The organism is Cupriavidus sp. GW823-FHT07A04 (assembly GCF_058794615.1).
Map to the genome: position 1 here is coordinate 420,983 of NZ_JBXAHA010000003.1, position 15,912 is coordinate 436,894.

At 66.7% G+C, this 15,912-nt stretch carries 14 protein-coding genes; 5 read left to right on the forward strand and 9 right to left on the reverse strand.

All coding sequences use genetic code 11. The features are described 5' to 3' along the window. Positions 1-23 precede the first annotated feature (23 nt). The 7 genes from AC1Q7Q_RS07720 to coq7 all read right to left on the reverse strand — a co-directional run bounded on the left by AC1Q7Q_RS07720 (position 24) and on the right by coq7 (position 7,619). Positions 24-1,439, reverse strand: coding sequence for a UDP-N-acetylmuramoyl-tripeptide--D-alanyl-D-alanine ligase (locus AC1Q7Q_RS07720; RefSeq protein ID WP_492374445.1), 1,416 nt, complete (start codon positions 1,437-1,439; stop codon positions 24-26). Beyond that, positions 1,436-2,983, reverse strand: a complete 1,548-nt coding sequence (locus AC1Q7Q_RS07725; protein ID WP_492374446.1) for a UDP-N-acetylmuramoyl-L-alanyl-D-glutamate--2,6-diaminopimelate ligase — start codon at positions 2,981-2,983, stop codon at positions 1,436-1,438. Before AC1Q7Q_RS07725 ends, AC1Q7Q_RS07720 begins: the two co-directional genes overlap by 4 nt. Next, complete coding sequence (locus AC1Q7Q_RS07730) at positions 2,980-4,779, reverse strand: peptidoglycan D,D-transpeptidase FtsI family protein (protein WP_492374447.1); 1,800 nt, start codon at positions 4,777-4,779, stop codon at positions 2,980-2,982. The genes AC1Q7Q_RS07725 and AC1Q7Q_RS07730 overlap by 4 nt, the downstream gene beginning before the upstream one ends. Next, positions 4,776-5,099, reverse strand: a complete 324-nt coding sequence (gene ftsL / locus AC1Q7Q_RS07735) for a cell division protein FtsL (protein ID WP_043349840.1) — start codon at positions 5,097-5,099, stop codon at positions 4,776-4,778. The genes AC1Q7Q_RS07730 and ftsL overlap by 4 nt, the downstream gene beginning before the upstream one ends. Next, the gene (gene rsmH, locus AC1Q7Q_RS07740) at positions 5,096-6,109 is read right to left on the reverse strand and encodes a 16S rRNA (cytosine(1402)-N(4))-methyltransferase RsmH (protein ID WP_492374448.1); all 1,014 of its coding nucleotides are present in this window, start codon (positions 6,107-6,109) and stop codon (positions 5,096-5,098) included. The genes ftsL and rsmH overlap by 4 nt, the downstream gene beginning before the upstream one ends. A 7-nt stretch (positions 6,110-6,116) precedes the next feature. After that, entirely contained in the window at positions 6,117-6,545 is a 429-nt protein-coding gene (gene mraZ, locus AC1Q7Q_RS07745; protein ID WP_150986800.1) for a division/cell wall cluster transcriptional repressor MraZ, read from the reverse strand. 450 nt (positions 6,546-6,995) lie between these two features. Further along, the gene (gene coq7 / locus AC1Q7Q_RS07750) at positions 6,996-7,619 is read right to left on the reverse strand and encodes a 2-polyprenyl-3-methyl-6-methoxy-1,4-benzoquinone monooxygenase (RefSeq protein WP_174423057.1); all 624 of its coding nucleotides are present in this window, start codon (positions 7,617-7,619) and stop codon (positions 6,996-6,998) included. A 329-nt stretch (positions 7,620-7,948) separates the two neighbouring features. Between coq7 and AC1Q7Q_RS07755 the strand changes: the two genes are divergently transcribed. The 4 genes from AC1Q7Q_RS07755 to AC1Q7Q_RS07770 all read left to right on the forward strand — a co-directional run bounded on the left by AC1Q7Q_RS07755 (position 7,949) and on the right by AC1Q7Q_RS07770 (position 11,318). Then, the gene (locus AC1Q7Q_RS07755; protein WP_492374450.1) at positions 7,949-9,061 is read left to right on the forward strand and encodes a porin; all 1,113 of its coding nucleotides are present in this window, start codon (positions 7,949-7,951) and stop codon (positions 9,059-9,061) included. A gap of 198 nt (positions 9,062-9,259) precedes the next feature. After that, positions 9,260-10,276 (forward strand): Bug family tripartite tricarboxylate transporter substrate binding protein, encoded by a 1,017-nt coding sequence (locus tag AC1Q7Q_RS07760; RefSeq protein ID WP_492374451.1) that lies wholly within the window; start codon positions 9,260-9,262, stop codon positions 10,274-10,276. A 68-nt stretch (positions 10,277-10,344) separates the two neighbouring features. Next, positions 10,345-10,863 carry a MarR family winged helix-turn-helix transcriptional regulator gene (locus tag AC1Q7Q_RS07765; protein WP_492374452.1) on the forward strand — a complete coding sequence of 173 codons (519 nt, stop codon included), beginning with the start codon at positions 10,345-10,347 and terminating at the stop codon, positions 10,861-10,863. After that, positions 10,860-11,318 carry a hypothetical protein gene (locus AC1Q7Q_RS07770; protein WP_492374453.1) on the forward strand — a complete coding sequence of 153 codons (459 nt, stop codon included), beginning with the start codon at positions 10,860-10,862 and terminating at the stop codon, positions 11,316-11,318. Before AC1Q7Q_RS07765 ends, AC1Q7Q_RS07770 begins: the two co-directional genes overlap by 4 nt. Positions 11,319-11,400: 82 nt before the next feature. Here AC1Q7Q_RS07770 and AC1Q7Q_RS07775 read toward each other — a convergent pair whose 3' ends face one another. Both AC1Q7Q_RS07775 and AC1Q7Q_RS07780 read right to left on the reverse strand, forming a co-directional pair. Beyond that, entirely contained in the window at positions 11,401-13,083 is a 1,683-nt protein-coding gene (locus AC1Q7Q_RS07775) for a long-chain fatty acid--CoA ligase (protein ID WP_492374454.1), read from the reverse strand. A gap of 198 nt (positions 13,084-13,281) precedes the next feature. After that, positions 13,282-13,947 carry a TetR/AcrR family transcriptional regulator gene (locus AC1Q7Q_RS07780; protein ID WP_492374455.1) on the reverse strand — a complete coding sequence of 222 codons (666 nt, stop codon included), beginning with the start codon at positions 13,945-13,947 and terminating at the stop codon, positions 13,282-13,284. Between the two features lie 217 nt (positions 13,948-14,164). Here AC1Q7Q_RS07780 and AC1Q7Q_RS07785 point away from each other — a divergent pair, with 217 nt between their 5' ends. Beyond that, positions 14,165-15,895, forward strand: a complete 1,731-nt coding sequence (locus tag AC1Q7Q_RS07785; RefSeq protein ID WP_492374456.1) for an AMP-binding protein — start codon at positions 14,165-14,167, stop codon at positions 15,893-15,895. Positions 15,896-15,912: the final 17 nt, after the last annotated feature.

Below are 15,912 nucleotides of genomic sequence, written 5' to 3' on the forward strand. Positions count from 1 at the left end.
GCGTAAATAACTATTGATGACGATTAATGCGCGGGAGTGTTTGCGACCAGCGCATCGACCATCCGTTCCATCCGCATGAACCGAGATCCCTTCACCAGTACCGCGCTTGCTGCCGCCACGGCACCGTCCTTGTCTTGCGCCAACGCCTGGGCGAGGTCCTCGGCCCGCTCGAAATACCGGGCTGTGGCGCCGAATGCCTGCACGGCGTGCACCATGGCCTCGCCGGTTGCCCACAGCGCCTCGATGCCGCGCGCGTTCGCGTAGGCGCCGATCTCCGTGTGAAAGGCCGGCCCCTGGTCACCCACTTCACCCATGTCGCCCAGCACCAGCAAACGCGGCGCGGCAAACCCGGCCAGCACGTCGATAGCCGCTCGTACCGAATCGGGATTGGCGTTGTAGCTGTCATCGATCACCAGCGTGCCGCCGGTGGCATGCTTGACCTGCAGCCGGCCCTTGACCGCGGCAAACCCGGCCAGCCCTGCCTGGATCGCCTCGATGCCGACGCCCGCGCCCAGCGCGCAGGCGATCGCCGCCAGCGCGTTGCGCACGTTGTGGGTGCCAAGCACCGACAGGCGGACCTCGAACGCAGCACCAGGCGCGCTGACCTGCATCACTTGCACGCCGTCGTCCAGAGCCACATCGGCGCGGACATCGGCGCTGGCATCCAGACCAAACGACAGCACGCGGCGCGCACCGGCTGCCTGGCGCCAGATGCCGGCATGCGCGCCGCCGCCTTCGGCGTCGAGCGGGAACACCGCCACGCCGTCTGCGGGCAACGCCGCAATCGCCGCGGCGTGTTCATGCGCCACGGCCTCCACGTTCACCATGAACTCCTGGTGCTCGCGCTGCGCGTTGGTCACCACCGCCACGGTAGGCTGTGCGATGCTGGCCAGGTAGACGGTCTCACCCGGGTGGTTCATGCCGAGCTCGAGCACGGCGAGCCGGTGCACGGCGGACAGCCGCAGCACGGTCAGCGGCAGGCCGATATCGTTGTTCAGGTTGCCGCCCGTTGCCAGGCGGGCGCCCTCCCCTACCGCCGCCGCGAAGATCGCGGCGATCATCTCCTTGACGGTGGTCTTGCCGTTGCTGCCCGTCACCGCGACCGCGGGCAGGCTGAAACGGCGGCGCCAGCCGGCGGCCAGCTGGCCCAGCGCCAGGCGGGTATCGGGCACCACGATGGCGGAAATGCCAAGCGCGGCGTCGGGCTCATGGTCCACCAGCACCGCGGCGGCGCCACGCGCCACCACGTCGGCCAGGAAATCGTGCGCATCGAAGCGCTCGCCCTTGAGCGCGACAAACAGGTCGCCGGGCTGGACCGTGCGGCTGTCAGTCAGCACGCGCGAGAACGCCCGGCTGGCTGCGCCATCGGGCCCGGAAAGACGCGCGCCGGCGATCCAGCCGGCGGCTTGCTGCAAATCGGTCATGGTGTATTGCGTCATGCTGACACCCCACGCGTGCCCAGCGTCAGCCGGACATGCTCGCGGTCGGAGAAAGGCCGCTTGCGGCCCTGCACCTCCTGGGTGGCTTCGTGCCCCTTGCCGGCCACCAGCACCACATCGGCTACGGTGGCGTGCTTGATGGCATACAGGATGGCAGCTGCGCGGTCCTCGATCAGGTGCGCGCGGCTGCGGTCGGCCATGCCGTCGGCAATGGCGTTCAGGATGTCTTGCGGGTCTTCGCTGCGCGGGTTGTCGCTGGTCAGCACCACCTCGTCGGCGAGCCGCTCGGCCACTTCGCCCATCAGCGGGCGCTTGATCGGGTCGCGGTCGCCGCCACAGCCGAACACGCACCACAGCCGGCCCTTGCGGGCCTGGGCCACGGGGCGCAGCGCATCCAGCGTCTTTTCCAGTGCATCCGGGGTGTGGGCGTAATCGACCACTGCCAGCGGCCCGTCCTGGCCGCCATGGCTGCCGCCGAACAACTCCATGCGGCCGTCGACCGGCTTGAGGGTGCGCAGCGCGTCGATGGCAGCAGCCCAGGCAATGCCGTTGGCCAGCGTGGCGCCCAGCACGGCGAGCAGGTTGCTGACATTGAAAGCGCCGATCATCGGCGTGCTGACATCGGCGCTGCCGAAGCTGCCATCCACATGGAAGGCCGTGCCGGCAGCGGTGGCGCGCACGTTGGTCGCGCGCAGCCACTGGCCTGTCTTGCGGGTAGGGGCGGCCGCGCCATCGATGCCGTATTCGATCACCTGCGCGGCGAGCGCGGGGTTGGCCAGCAGGCGACCACCCATGGCATCGTCGCGGTTGATCACGGCGGCACGCAGGCCGGGCCATTGGAACAGCAGGGCCTTGGCCGCCTCGTACTCGGCCATGGTGCCGTGGTAGTCGAGATGGTCCTGGGTCAGGTTGGTCAGCACCGCCACCGCAAAGTGCGTGCCGGCCACGCGGCCTTGCTCCAGGCCGTGCGAGGACACTTCCATGGCGACCGCGCGCGCGCCGGCGCCATGCAGCGCGGCCAGGCTGTCCTGCAGCTGGACGGCGTCGGGCGTGGTGAAGCCGGTCGCCGTGAGCGCATCAGGAAAACCGGTGCCAAGCGTGCCGATGGTGGCGCAGCGCTTGCCCGCGGCCTGCAGCACGCGCGCCAGCCACTGGCAGCACGACGTCTTGCCATTGGTGCCGGTGATGCCGGTCACGGCGAGATCGCGCGCGGCGTTGTCATACCAGCTGGCCGCAATCGGGCCGGCGAACTGGTGCAGGCCCGACACGCCAAGATGCGGCACGCCTTCGCCATGCGGCCAGGCGAAACCATCGGCCTCAAAGACCACGGCGCTGGCGCCGCGGGCGATCGCCTGGGCGATATGGGGGCGCCCATCGGTCGACAGGCGCGCATTGCCCAGCACATAGGCAAAGAACACGTCGCCCTGGGCCAGACGGCGCGTGTCGCCCGTCAGCTTGGCGCCGGCGGGCGCGTGCTGGCGCAGCCAGGCCAAGGCATCGCCAGCCTGCGCGGCCACTTCGAGGGGGAGCAGCGTACGGGTCATTGCGTCGCGCTCCACGGTTCGCTTTCCTGCACCTTGTCGCTCACGACCAACTGGCGGATCGGCGAATCCGGTTGCACATTGAGCGCGCGTAGCGCGCCGCCGGTAATCGCGGAGAAGGCCGGGCCCGCAGCGGCGCCACCATAGTGGCTGCCGGAGGTAGGCTCATCCACGCTCACGGCCACGATCACGCGCGGGTTGGACATCGGCGCCAGGCCGATGAAGGAAGCCCGGTACTTGCTGCGGTCGTAGCCGCGGCCCACGTGCTTGTACGCCGTGCCCGTCTTGCCGCCAACCCGGTAGCCCATCACCTGGGCTTCAGGCGCAGTGCCGCCAGGCGCCGTCACCGTCTCCAGCATGGCCCGCACCTGGCGCGCCACCTCGGGCGACAGCACGCGCTCGCCAGTGACCGGGCCCTGGTTCCGGAACATGGTGACCGGGATCAGTTCGCCATCATGGGCGAAGATGGTGTAAGCGTGGGCGATCTGGAACAGCGACACCGACAGGCCGTACCCATAGGACATGGTCGCCTGCTCGATGGGCCGCCAGCTCTTGTACGGGCGCACCCGTCCGGCCACGGCGCCGGGGAAGCCGATCTTGGGCGCCTGGCCCAGGCCCACGCTCATATACATATCCCACATTTCCTGTGGCTTGAGCAGCATCGAAATCTTGGTCGTGCCGATGTTGCTGGACTTCTGGATGATGCCGGCCACGGTCAGCGCCCCGTAGTTGTGGGTGTCGCTGATGGTGGCGCCTTCGTAGTTGAACTTGCCGGTCGTGGCAAATACCGTCGACGGCGTGACGCGCTTGAGCTGCAGCGCCAGGCCGATCGTGATCGGCTTCATCATCGAGCCCGGCTCGAAGGTGTCGGTCAGGACCCGGTTGCGCAGCTGCTCGCCCGACAGGCGGGTGCGGTCGTTGGGGTTGTAGGTCGGCCAGTTGGCCAGCGCCAGCACCTCGCCGGTCTGCGCGTCGAGCACCACGGCGCTGGCCGCCTTGGCCTTGCTGCGCTCGACGATGGCCTTTACCTCGTTGTAGGCCAGGTACTGGATCTTGGCGTCGATGGAGAGCTGCTGGTCCTCGCCGTCGCGCGGCGTCTTGAGGATGCCCACATCCTCCACCACGCGGCCAAGGCGGTCCTTGATCACCTGGCGCGCGCCGGACTTGCCGGCCAGCACGCCCTCGCGCGCCAGCTCCACGCCTTCCTGGCCGCGGTCTTCGACATTGGTAAAGCCGACGATGTGCGCCATCGCCTCGCCTTCCGGATAGAAGCGCTTGTATTCGCGGGTCTGGTGAATGCCTTCGATCTTGAGCGCGGCGATCTTGTCCGCGACATCCTGCAGCACCTGGCGCTTCAGGTAGACGAAGCTCTTGTCTTCCGTGAATTTGCGGCGCAGTTCCTTGTCGCTCATGTCGAGCAGCTTGCTCAACTGGCGGATCTTGTCAGCCTCGATCTCGTCGGGCACATCCTCCGGGACCGCCCAGATGGCCTTCACGGGCAAGCTGGTCGCCAGCACCAGCCCATTGCGGTCGAGGATCTTGCCGCGCGTTGCGGGCAGCTCGAGCGTGCGCTGGAAGCGCTTCTTGCCTTCGGCCTCGTAGAACTGGTTGCCCGGGCCCTGGATCCAGAGCGCGCGCCCAGCCAGGGCGACGAAGGCGGCGAACATCATGAACACCACCAGCTTCGAGCGCCACATCGGCAGGCGCAAGCCAAGCACGGGGCTAGCGGCGAACTGGCCGGTGCGCGGGCGCGAAGGGTTGCCGCGCTGGGCGTTTTGCGAGGGCCGGGCGATGGTCATGGCTTACTCCCCTCGGGTGCTGCAGCCGCGGGCGCGCTGGCGGGCGGCGCGTCCAGCACCACGCCGGCCAGGTATTGGGTCCTGCCGGGAAGCACCGGCGTCATCTTCAACTGTGTCCGGGCTGCGTCCGCGATGCGCGCGCTCTTGCCGAGCGAGCTCTGCTGGTACTGCAAGCGGGACCAGTCGATGTCGAGCTGCTTTTCTTCCGCTTGCGCGCGCTCGTGGGCGACGAACAGGGTGCGGGCTTGGTGCTGCGCGCTCACCAGCGAGAGCGCGCACAGCATCAGGGCAGCCAGCAGGAAGAAAGTCAGGCGGTTCATGGGCGGCCCGCCTTCTGGGTGGAAGCGGACGAAGGGGACGCCGGGGACGGCAGCTTCTCGGCCACGCGCATCACCGCGGAGCGGGCACGCGGATTGGCGGCAACCTCTTCGGCGCCCGGCTTGACCCGGCCGAGCAGCTTCAGCGTGGGCTGCGGCAGCTGGTCCGCGCGCAGGGGCGCGCGGCGCATGGCGGGATCGGCATTCTGCTGCGGACGGGCGTGCGCCTGCATGAACCGCTTGACGATGCGGTCCTCAAGCGAATGAAAACTGATGACCACCAGCCGTCCGCCTTCCTGCAACAAGTCGTAAGCGGCGCTCAGGCCGCTTTCGAGGTCCGCAAGCTCTTGATTGACGTGAATCCGTAGAGCCTGAAAGGTGCGGGTCGCAGGGTCCTGACCCTTCTCGCGTGTTTTGACGGCTTTCGCCACGAGCGCGGCAAGCTCGGCAGTAGTGGCAAGCGGTCCGCCATGGCCGGGTTCGCTCCGGCGAGCAACAACCGCCTTTGCAATCTGTACAGCAAACCGTTCTTCCCCATAGTCCCGTATCACCCTTGCGATGTCTTGCTCATCCGCTTGCGCCAGCCACTGCGCGGCGGTCATGCCGCGCGTGGTGTCCATGCGCATGTCCAGCGGTCCCTCGAAGCGAAAGGAAAACCCCCGCTCCGCGTCGTCGATCTGGGGTGAGCTGATGCCCAGGTCGAGCAATATCCCGGCGACCTTTCCCCGGCCCGCCAGCGCCGCCGGCATCTCGGCGAAGCTGGTGTGCTCAATGGAGAAGCGGGCATCCTTGATGGTGCCCGCCTCTGCGATTGCTGCCGGATCCTTGTCGAAGGCCACCAGTGCCCCGGCCGGGCCCAGCCGGGCCAGAATTGCCCGGCTGTGCCCCCCTCTGCCGAAGGTGCCGTCCACATAGACGCCATCGGGCCGCCAGACCAGGGCTTCGACAGCCTCGTCCAGCAACACGGTGCGATGGCGCAGGGCGGTGGTCCCCGGCGTTTGGGTTGAGCTCATGACCTCGTCAGAAAGAGAAATTCTTTAATGCTTCCGGCATGCCCTGCGCCATCGCCTGCTGTTCCTTGGCGGCGTAGGTTGCGGCATCCCAGACTTCGAAATGGCTGCCCATACCGAGCAGCATGACTTCCTTGTCGAGCAAAGCGGCGCTACGCAGCTCGGGGGCGATCAGCACCCGGCCCGCGCCGTCCATGTCGACATCAGCGGCATTGCCCAGGAAGATGCGCTTCCACCAGTGCGCGTCCATCGGCAAAGCCGCTATGCGACCACGGAAGTTTTCCCATTCAGGGCGCGGAAACAGCAGCAGGCAGCCGTCCGGGTGCTTGGTCAGCGTTACCCGGCCCTCGGCCTGCTGTTGTAGCGCTTCACGGTGCCGCGCCGGAATCGACATCCGGCCCTTGGCATCCAGTGACAGCGCCGATGCGCCCTGAAACAAGCTAGCTCCCCGGTCCGCGCCGGCATGCTTGCCACCGGCTGGCGCGTGAATCCTTTAAATCCGACGTTGGGCGATGATCCCATAGCCAGACTGCGTTTTCACACAAAAACACACTTCCTCACACTATTTCCCACTTTAGAGGAAGCGATTTCACGGGTCAAGGCTCGTTGTGGGGCAACAATCCGGGTTTTTTTAATTAGAACAATGACTTAGCGCGCACACCTCGCGCACCGAAAAAGTGAATTCCCAATGAAATGAAGATCTTATGGAAGAAAGCAGAGAAACCACCTGAGAACAACTGAGGAAGGAACTGCCTGCAGCAGGAAAAACGGCCGAGCCGGACCGATGGAAGGATACAACGTTTTCGCGTCTACCCCGCGTGCGGGGGGGTACCTGGCTTACCGGCGCGCGAGGCGCCGGGGCGGGGCTTCCCGCCTCCGTCGCCGTCCCTCAGATCCGATACGCGGCGGTGGTCATCACCTTGGAGGCCGCCCGCATCATCGCGCGCACCGGCGAGGGCAGCGGCATGCCGCCCGCCTCGCGGGCGGCGGCGCCGTGCCTCACCTCGTCATCGCGCATCTGCTCCAGGATCGCGCGCGACCGGTCGTCGGCAACGGGGATCTGCTCGAGATGGCCATTCAGGTGCTGCTCGACCTGGTACTCGGTCTCGGAGACGAATCCCAGGCTGACGCGGTCGCCCGCTCGCCCCGCCGCCCAGCCGATGGCAAACGCGCCCGCGTACCAGAGCGGGTTGAGCAGGCTGGGACGCGAGCCGAGCTCGCGCAGGCGTTCGGCGCACCAGCCGAGATGGTCTTCTTCCTCGCGCGCGGCTTCATCCATCTGCGCGCGAACCTGCGGCGTGCGCGCGGTCAGCTTCTGGGCCTGGTAAAGGGCCTGCGCGCAGACCTCACCCACGTGATTGATGCGCATGAGCCCGGCCACGTGGCGGCGTTGCGTCTCGTCGAGGCTCTGCGCATCGGGCGCAAGCGCCTCGGCAGGATTGGCGCGGCTGGCGCGGGTGACGCCTGCGATCGCGCGCAAGGCCACATCGAATTCGCGAATCAAGGTATCCATGGATGCATGGCTGGTGGTTGCTCGGAGCGGTTCCGCGTCCCACGCCCTGGCGAAGGGGGAAATGGACCGATGAATACGCCCTCGGGATTTCCCGCATTGTACCGTGGCGGACTTGCCGGGCCTCTCCCGCGTGGCCCGTGCCGGCAAGGGCCAGATACTCCAAAACCCTGAGTTGTGAAAAGCTGACAAGGGCAGTGAACCCGATTGTGAATCGAAGGCGGTTTGTTACAGTAGTTGGCAGCTTCTGACGAAGTTGGGTAAGCGGAAAATGGAGACTCAGGAGGTTTCTCCGCTGGCCACCAATAATTCTTACACGGAGATCATCGAGCATGAAAAAATCGCTTCTCGCGCTGGCTGCGTTGGGTGCATTCGCGGGTGCCGCACAGGCCCAGTCCAGCGTGACGCTGTACGGCGTTGCGGATATGAACCTCGAATACGTCAATCATCTCGGCGTTGCGCCGTCGGCCGCCAACGGGCTCAATCCCGGTCGCGGCAACTCTGTCTTTCGCATGTCCTCCGGTGGCCTGTCCGGCTCGCGCTGGGGCCTGCGCGGCGTGGAAGACCTGGGCGGCGGCTTGAAGGCGCTGTTCGTGCTCGAAAACGGCTTCGCCCTCGACACCGGCTCGCTGCAGCAAGGCGGCCGGCTGTTCGGTCGTCAAGCGTACGTGGGTATCGAAAGCGCCCAGGCTGGCCGCTTCACCTTTGGTCGCCAGTACACCACGCTGTTCGACCTGCTCGCCAACTTCTCGCCCAGCGGCTACGCCACCCAGTATGAGCCGGTGGTCGCCCAGCTCGGCCTGAACTTCCGCTCCGACAACACGGCCAAGTACACGGGCGTATTCGGTCCGGTGACCGCGATCGCGCACTGGTCCTTCGGCAACGGCGTGGCAGGCAACGGCGAAGTCCCGGGCCAGTTCCGCCGCGACACCGGCTACGGCGCCGGCGTGGGCTATGCTGCCGGTCCGTTCGGCGCAACCATCGCCTACGACCAGTACAACCCGACCCTGAGCGCGACCGGCGACACCGGCACGTTCAAGAAGGCGGCAGTGGCAGGCAGCTATGCCTTCGGCCCGGCCAAGATCATGGGCGGCTATCGCTGGGGCCAGGCCAAGGCACAGAACGGCGCGCCCATTCTGCGCGACAACTACTACTGGATCGGTGCCAACTACCAGGTCACCGCACCGCTGGGCCTGACGCTGCAGTACAACTATGACGACGTCAAGAACCTCGGCGGCGTCAACGTCAAGAACCCGTGGCAGGTTTCGTTCATCGCCGACTACAACCTGTCCAAGCGCACCGACGTCTACCTGACGGCCGCGTACGCGAAGAACGCCGGCCTGAATTTCGACACCTCGGCAATCAGCTTCGCCAACGGCTACTTCCTCGGCTCCAACAACGACAACATGCTGGGCGTCGGCGTGGGTATCCGCCACAAGTTCTAAGCGCATCCGCGCGGCACTGCAAAGGCACCTTCGGGTGCCTTTTTTCATGGCGCTGCCTCGCCTTCCTGTCCTAGGGCATCACCTTATCGGCACATTGTTATGCCGACACTACAATGCAGCAGCCTTCGGGATGTATCGGCGATGCGTACCACGCCATCGCGCCGTCCGGCAAAACGCAGGCACCCATAAGGAGACCCCATGCACCGCACCCGCCGCCGCGCGACCCACAGGCTGCTTGCCACCCTCGCCGGTGCCTGCCTTGGCCCCCTTGCCTGGCAAGCGCCCGCGCAAGCCGCGGATCCCTATCCCAGCAAGCCGATCCGCCTGGTGGTGCCGTTCCCCGCCGGCGGCACGACCGACATCCTGGCGCGTGCAGTGGCCGCCGAGCTGTCGAAGCTCCAGGGCTGGAACGTAGTCGTCGACAACCGGCCGGGCGCGGGCGGCAACATCGGCACCGACATGGTCGCCAAGGCCGCGCCGGACGGCTACACGCTGCTGATGGGCACGGTGGGCACGCATGGCATCAACCAGTCTCTGTACGGCAAGCTGCCGTTCGACCCGGTCAAGGACTTCACCCCCATCACCGAGGTGGCCTCGGTGCCCAATGTACTGGTGGTCAACCCCGCCTTCGCGCAGCAAAACCGCATCAACAGCGTCACGGACCTGATCGCCTATGCGCGCGCCAACCCCGGCAAGCTCAATATGGCGTCGAGTGGCAACGGTACCTCGATCCACCTGGCAGGCGAGCTGTTCAAGACCCAGACCCGTACCTTCATGGTGCACTTCCCTTACAAGGGCAGCGGCCCGGCCCTGACCGACCTGGCCGGCGGCACCATGCAGCTCATGTTCGACAACCTGCCCTCGTCGATGGCGCTGATCAAGAGCGGCAAGCTCAAGGCGCTGGCGGTCACCAGCGCCAAACCCTCGCCGGCGCTGCCGGGTGTGCCAACGGTGGCAGAGGCGGCCCGCCTGCCGGGCTTCGAGGCCAGTTCCTGGTTCGGCTTGCTGGCGCCTGCCGGCACGCCGCATGAGGTCGTCGCGCGCGTCCAGCAGGAAGTCACGCGCGCGCTGGCCACGCCGGCCATGCGGGAAAAGATGCTGGCCCAGGGCGCCGACCCGGTCGGCAACACGCCGGAGCAGTTCGCCGCCTTTATCCGCGCCGAGCTCACCAAGTGGGCCAAGGTGGTCAAGGACTCGGGCGCCAAGGTGGATTGAGGCGCGCGCCGGCCCGTGGCGACGTGCAAGCGCATATACTTGAGGCATCAAACAACCAGCGTGCCGCGATGCCCACCCCACCTGCCGCCGAGGCCCCGCCCAAGGCCGGCGCCGAAGAAGCGCCGGTCGATCTCGAAACCAGCGCCGACGATAACGCCCACGACGCCCTGCGCCTGTGGCTGCGCCTGCTGACCTGCACCAATCTGGTCGAGGCCGACATCCGCTCCCGGCTGCGCCAGGATTTCGCCTGCACCCTGCCGCGCTTTGACCTGATGTCCCAGCTCGACCGCCATCCGGAGGGCCTGAAGATGGGCGAGCTGTCGCGCCGCATGATGGTCACCGGCGGCAACATCACCGGCATCACGGACCAGCTCCAGCAAGAAGGCCTGGTCTCGCGCGAGGCTTTGCCAAGCGATCGCCGCGCTTACCTGATCCGGCTCACGCCGGCCGGACGCACCGCGTTTTCCAAGATGGCGCGCGCGCATGAAGACTGGATCGAGCAATTGTTCGGCGGCCTGCCCCAGACCGACCGGCGCGCCCTGTTCCGCTTGCTGGGCCGGCTCAAGACCGGGCTGGTGAGCGCATGAACGCAGCCCGCTCGGGACCGGGCACGCTTTGCGCCGCGCTGCTGACGCTGCTCCTCGCGGCTTGCCAGAGTACGCCGCCAGGACCCGAGGTGTCACCGCTCAACGTCACCATCAAACTAGGGCGCATCGGCGCAAAGACGTTGGTGGGCCAGGTCGACATGCCGGACAACGGTGCGGTGAGCACCGCCGTGGGCGTTGGCGGCGGCGCATGGAACGGCGGTGGCTGGAGCGGCGCAGGCGTTGGCTTTTCCGTCGACCTGAACTCGTTGTTACGCCCGCAGCCGCGGCCGCGCATGGACCTGTTCCAGTACACGGTGGCGCCACTGGATGGCAGCGGCGGCAACGTCATCGTCAATGGCCCTGCGGCACCTGGTCTGGAGCCCGGCGCCTGCGTGCGGATGGTCTATCCCGACGGCGCCCCCGAGCCGCTGCTCGTGCCCTCGCGGGAATGCTGACGCGCCCCGCTGAATGAAAAACGGCCTCCCTTGCGGGAGGCCGTTCTTGCTGCGGCGTGCGTGGCTGGCTTGCGCTCTTCGCTCAGGCCGCCTTGCGGCTGTCGCGCAGCTCGCGGCGCAGGATCTTGCCCACATTGGTCTTGGGCAACTCGCTGCGGAACTCCACGAACTTGGGCCGCTTGTAGCCGGTCAGGCGCTCCTTGCAGAAGGCGATCAGCTCGGCTTCCGTCAGCGCGGGATCCTTGCGGACCACGTACAGCTTGACCACTTCGCCCGAATGCTCGTCCGGCACGCCCACCGCTGCCACCTCCAGCACGCCCGGGCACTCTGCGGCCACGCCTTCGACCTCGTTCGGGTACACGTTGAAGCCGGACACCAGGATCATGTCCTTCTTGCGGTCGACGATCTTGGTGTAGCCGCGCGCGTCCATCACACCGATGTCGCCGGACTTGAAAAAGCCGTCGGCCGTCATGACCTTGGCGGTCTCGTCCGGGCGGTTCCAGTAGCCGGCCATCACCTGCGGGCCGCGGATGCAGATCTCGCCAGCCTGGCCGAGCGGCACGTCCGCGCCGTCGTCGTCGCGAATGGCGATGTCGGTCGACGGCAGCGGCAGGCCGATGGTGCCGGAGAACGCGTCGGAATCAGTCGGGTTGCAGGTCGCCGAAGGCGAGGTCTCCGACAGGCCGTAGCCCTCGATGATCGGGCAGCCCGTCCTGGCCAGCCACTTCTTGGCCACCGCTTCCTGCACCGCCATGCCCCCGCCGTTGGCCACGCGCAAGCCAGAAAAATCGACCTTGTCGATATCCGGGCTGTTGATCAGCGCGTTGTACAGCGTATTGACCGCGGGGAACATATTGAACTTGTACTTCTGCAGCTCCTTGATGAAGCCGGGGATATCGCGCGGATTGGGAATCAGCACGCTCAGGCCGCCGCTGCGCATGCCCAGCAGGCAGCAGACCGTCAGTGCGAAGATGTGGTACAGCGGCAGCGCCGTGATGGTGATCACCTGGTCGATCGGTGCGCCCTTGGCCAGCGCCGGCTGCATCCAGGCTTCGGACTGCAGCACGTTGGAGACGATGTTCCGGTGCAGCAGCACGGCGCCCTTGGACACGCCAGTGGTGCCACCGGTGTATTGCAGGAAGGCAACGTCGTCCGGGCCCGTGGTGGCAGGCTGCAACTGCATGCTGCGCCCCTCTGCCAGCACTGCGTTGAAGCGCACGCAGTTGGGCAGCTCCCAGGCCGGCACCATCTTCTTGACGTTGCGCACCACGAAATTGACGATCGCGCCCTTGAGGCCGCCCAGCAGGTCGCCCATGCTGGCCACCACCACATGCTTGACCGGCGTGGCGGACAGCACTTGCTGCAGCGTGGTGGCGAAGTTCTCGAGGATGACGATGGCCTCGGCGCCGCTGTCCTTGAGTTGATGCTCGAGTTCGCGCGGAGTGTAGAGCGGATTGACGTTGACCACGACAAAGCCGGCACGCAGCACCGCGGCCAGCACCACCGGATACTGCAGCACGTTGGGCATCATGATGGCCACGCGCGCGCCCGGCTTGAGCCCGCGCGACTGCAGCCACGCTGCGAATTGCCGCGACATGCGGTCGAGTTCGCCGTAGGTGATCGACTTGTCCATGCACACAAAGGCACGGCGATCAGCATAGGTGCGGAAGGACGCCTCGAGCAATTCGGCCAGCGAGCGGAACTGACTGCTATCGATCTCGGCAGGCACGCCGGCCGGGTAATGCTTCAGCCACAGTCTTTCCATGCACCGTCTCCTGATTTTCTGAATGGTCGTTCGATTTTCGACAGATGCTAAACGCGCGACCCGGTTAAGACAACACGTTAGATGAAGTCCTCTGGACTCACCCCACCGTCTGACGTGGAGTTTAGCGCACAGTTCAACCTGGACTGGGGAATTCCCCTAGCGGCTTGCGCGAGGCCGCAACGAAATGCCTTGTCGAAGTCAGGCGTTCACCGGCAACACCATCTTCATCATGCTCATGGCCAGCTCTTCCGCCAGCGCCTGCGCCTCCATGCGCTCGGGCTGGTGCCAGGTGTACATGAAGCCAACCACGCTGCCGATCGCATGGGCGGTCACGCGCGCGTCGCCATAGCTGAACACGCCCGTGCGCTTGCCTTCCTCCAGCAGCGCATAGAGGTCGCGGTAGAAGGCGCGCGCCATATTGCGCAGCCACGTCACCGTTTCCGGCCGCAGGTACTGGTTGTCGCGAAAGCTGAGCGTGGCGGGCACGTAGCAGGCAATGCAACGCCGCGCCATTTCCAGCAGGCAGGTATGCAGGCGCTCGCGCACCGGCAGCGCCGGGTCGGCGGTCTCGCGGATGACCGGCAGGCAGGTCTGCGCGGACTCGCGGCACAAGATGTCGAAGATCTCGTACTTGTCGGTGAAGTAGTAGTACACCGCCGGCTTGGTCACGCCCAGCGCGCGGCACAGGTCGTTCATCGTCATGCCGGGATAGCCCTTGGTATAGAACAGCTGGGCAGCGGCATCGAGGATCTGGCGGCGGCGCGCTTCCTGCCGCTCGGCGATATGCGAGCGGGCAGGTACGGCGTCCGGAGCGATCTCCGGAGCGGCCTCGGCGGCGGGAGCGGTTTTCTGTGCAGTCGGCATGACGCGATTCTCGCATGGCGCCGCGGCTGGAAGGCCCGGCAGTCCGTTTTGGCGTTGACCCTCTCCCCCTGAAACCTGGATTCACGCGGGCGGCACCTGGCTTGACGCATGACGGCAATGCCAATACGATCATACCCAAGGGTAAACAAATATACCAAAGAGTAAATTTCGCCAACCCAAGCCGGCTTGGCGGCCCATCAGCAAGGAGACACCGCCAATGGACGAAACGACCTACCTGGCCGACATGCATGCGCGCTGGCAGCGCGCATGGCCCGAGCGCACCCCGCGCACGCCGCAATATCCGCTGGGGCGCCAGCCGCTCACGGACATGCTGCGCCACTGGGGCCGCACCCGGCCAGACCGCCCCGCGGTGATCTTCTACGGCCACGAAACCACCTACGCGGAGCTGGACGCGCAGAGCGAGCGCTGCGCCGCGCTGCTGGCAGCACACGGCGTCGGCGCCGGTGACCGCGTGGCGGTGCTGATGCCGAACTGCCCGCAGTTCCACATCGTGTTCTTCGGCATCCTCAAGCTGGGCGCCGTGTACGTGCCGATCAGCCCGCTCTCGCAGCGCGCCGAGTTGCAGCACGCGCTCACCGACAGCACGCCGCGCGCGCTGATCGCGCTGGACCGGCTGGTGCCGCTGGTGCGCGAAACGCGCGCCGCGCTGGGCGCGCAGGATCCGCTCGCCCTGCTGTTTTCGACCAGCTTTGCCGACGTGATTCCCACCGAGCCCACATTGCCGCTGCCGCCCATGGTGCAGGCCCCGCGCCATGACTGCGAAGCGGACGGCCACGCCATCGACCTGCTGTCCGCGATGGCGGCGTGCACGCACGCAGCCCCTGCCACACCGGCCTCGCTCGATGCCGTGGCCGCGCTCAACTACACTGGCGGCACCACCGGCCTGCCCAAGGGCTGCATCCACACCCAGGGCGATATGGTGGACATGGCGGCCGCGTTCGGCGCGGTCTCGCTCGACATCGCCGACGACAGCGTCATGCTGGGCTTCTTCCCCGAGTTCTGGATCGCGGGCGAAAACCTCTGCCTGATCTTCCCCGCCTTCTTTGGCATCCCGCTGGTGCTGCTGGCGCGCTGGGATCCCGAGACCTTCATGGCGGCGGTGCAGCGCTACCAAGTCACCAACGCGTCGATGCTGGTGGACAACGCGGTGGAGGTAATGGAGCACCCGCGCGCGGCGCAGTACGCATTGCGCTCGCTGCGCTACGTGGGCGTATCGTCCTTCGTCAAGAAGCTCAACCTGCCTTATCGCCGCGCGTGGCAGGCGCTGACCGGCTCGGTCATCGCCGAGACCGCCTGGGGCATGACCGAGACGCAAACCTGCAACACCTTTGCCTACGGCATGCAGGACGATGACCTGGACCTGCGCGCCCAGCCGATCTTTGTCGGCCTGCCCGTGCCCGGCACCGAGTTCAAGATCTGCGACTTCGCCAGCGGCGAGCTGCTGCCGCCGGGCGCCGAGGGCGAGCTGTGCGTGCGCACGCCAACCCTGCTCAAAGGCTACTGGAACAAGCCCGACGCCACGCGCGAAGCGCTGCGCGACGGCTGGTTCCACACAGGCGACATCGGCCTGATCGACGAGCACGGCTATCTGCACTACCTGGGGCGGCGCAAGGAGATGCTCAAGGTCAACGGCATGAGCGTGTTCCCGGCCGAGATCGAGGCGCTGCTGGGCCAGCATCCGGCCATTCTCGGCTCGGCGGTGCTGGGCCGCGCGGATGAGGACCGAGGCCAGTTGCCGGTGGCCTTTGTCATGCTCAAGCCCGAAGCCATCGGCACGGTGGACAACGCGGCGCTGGTGCAATGGTGCCGCGCCAACATGGCCGTCTACAAGGTGCCGCTGGTGCATATTGTCGACGCCCTGCCGCTGACCGCCACGGGCAAGGTGCGCAAGCAGGACCTGGCGCCGCTGGCCGAGCAGCTTGGCTGATCCCGCGATGCCCTTGC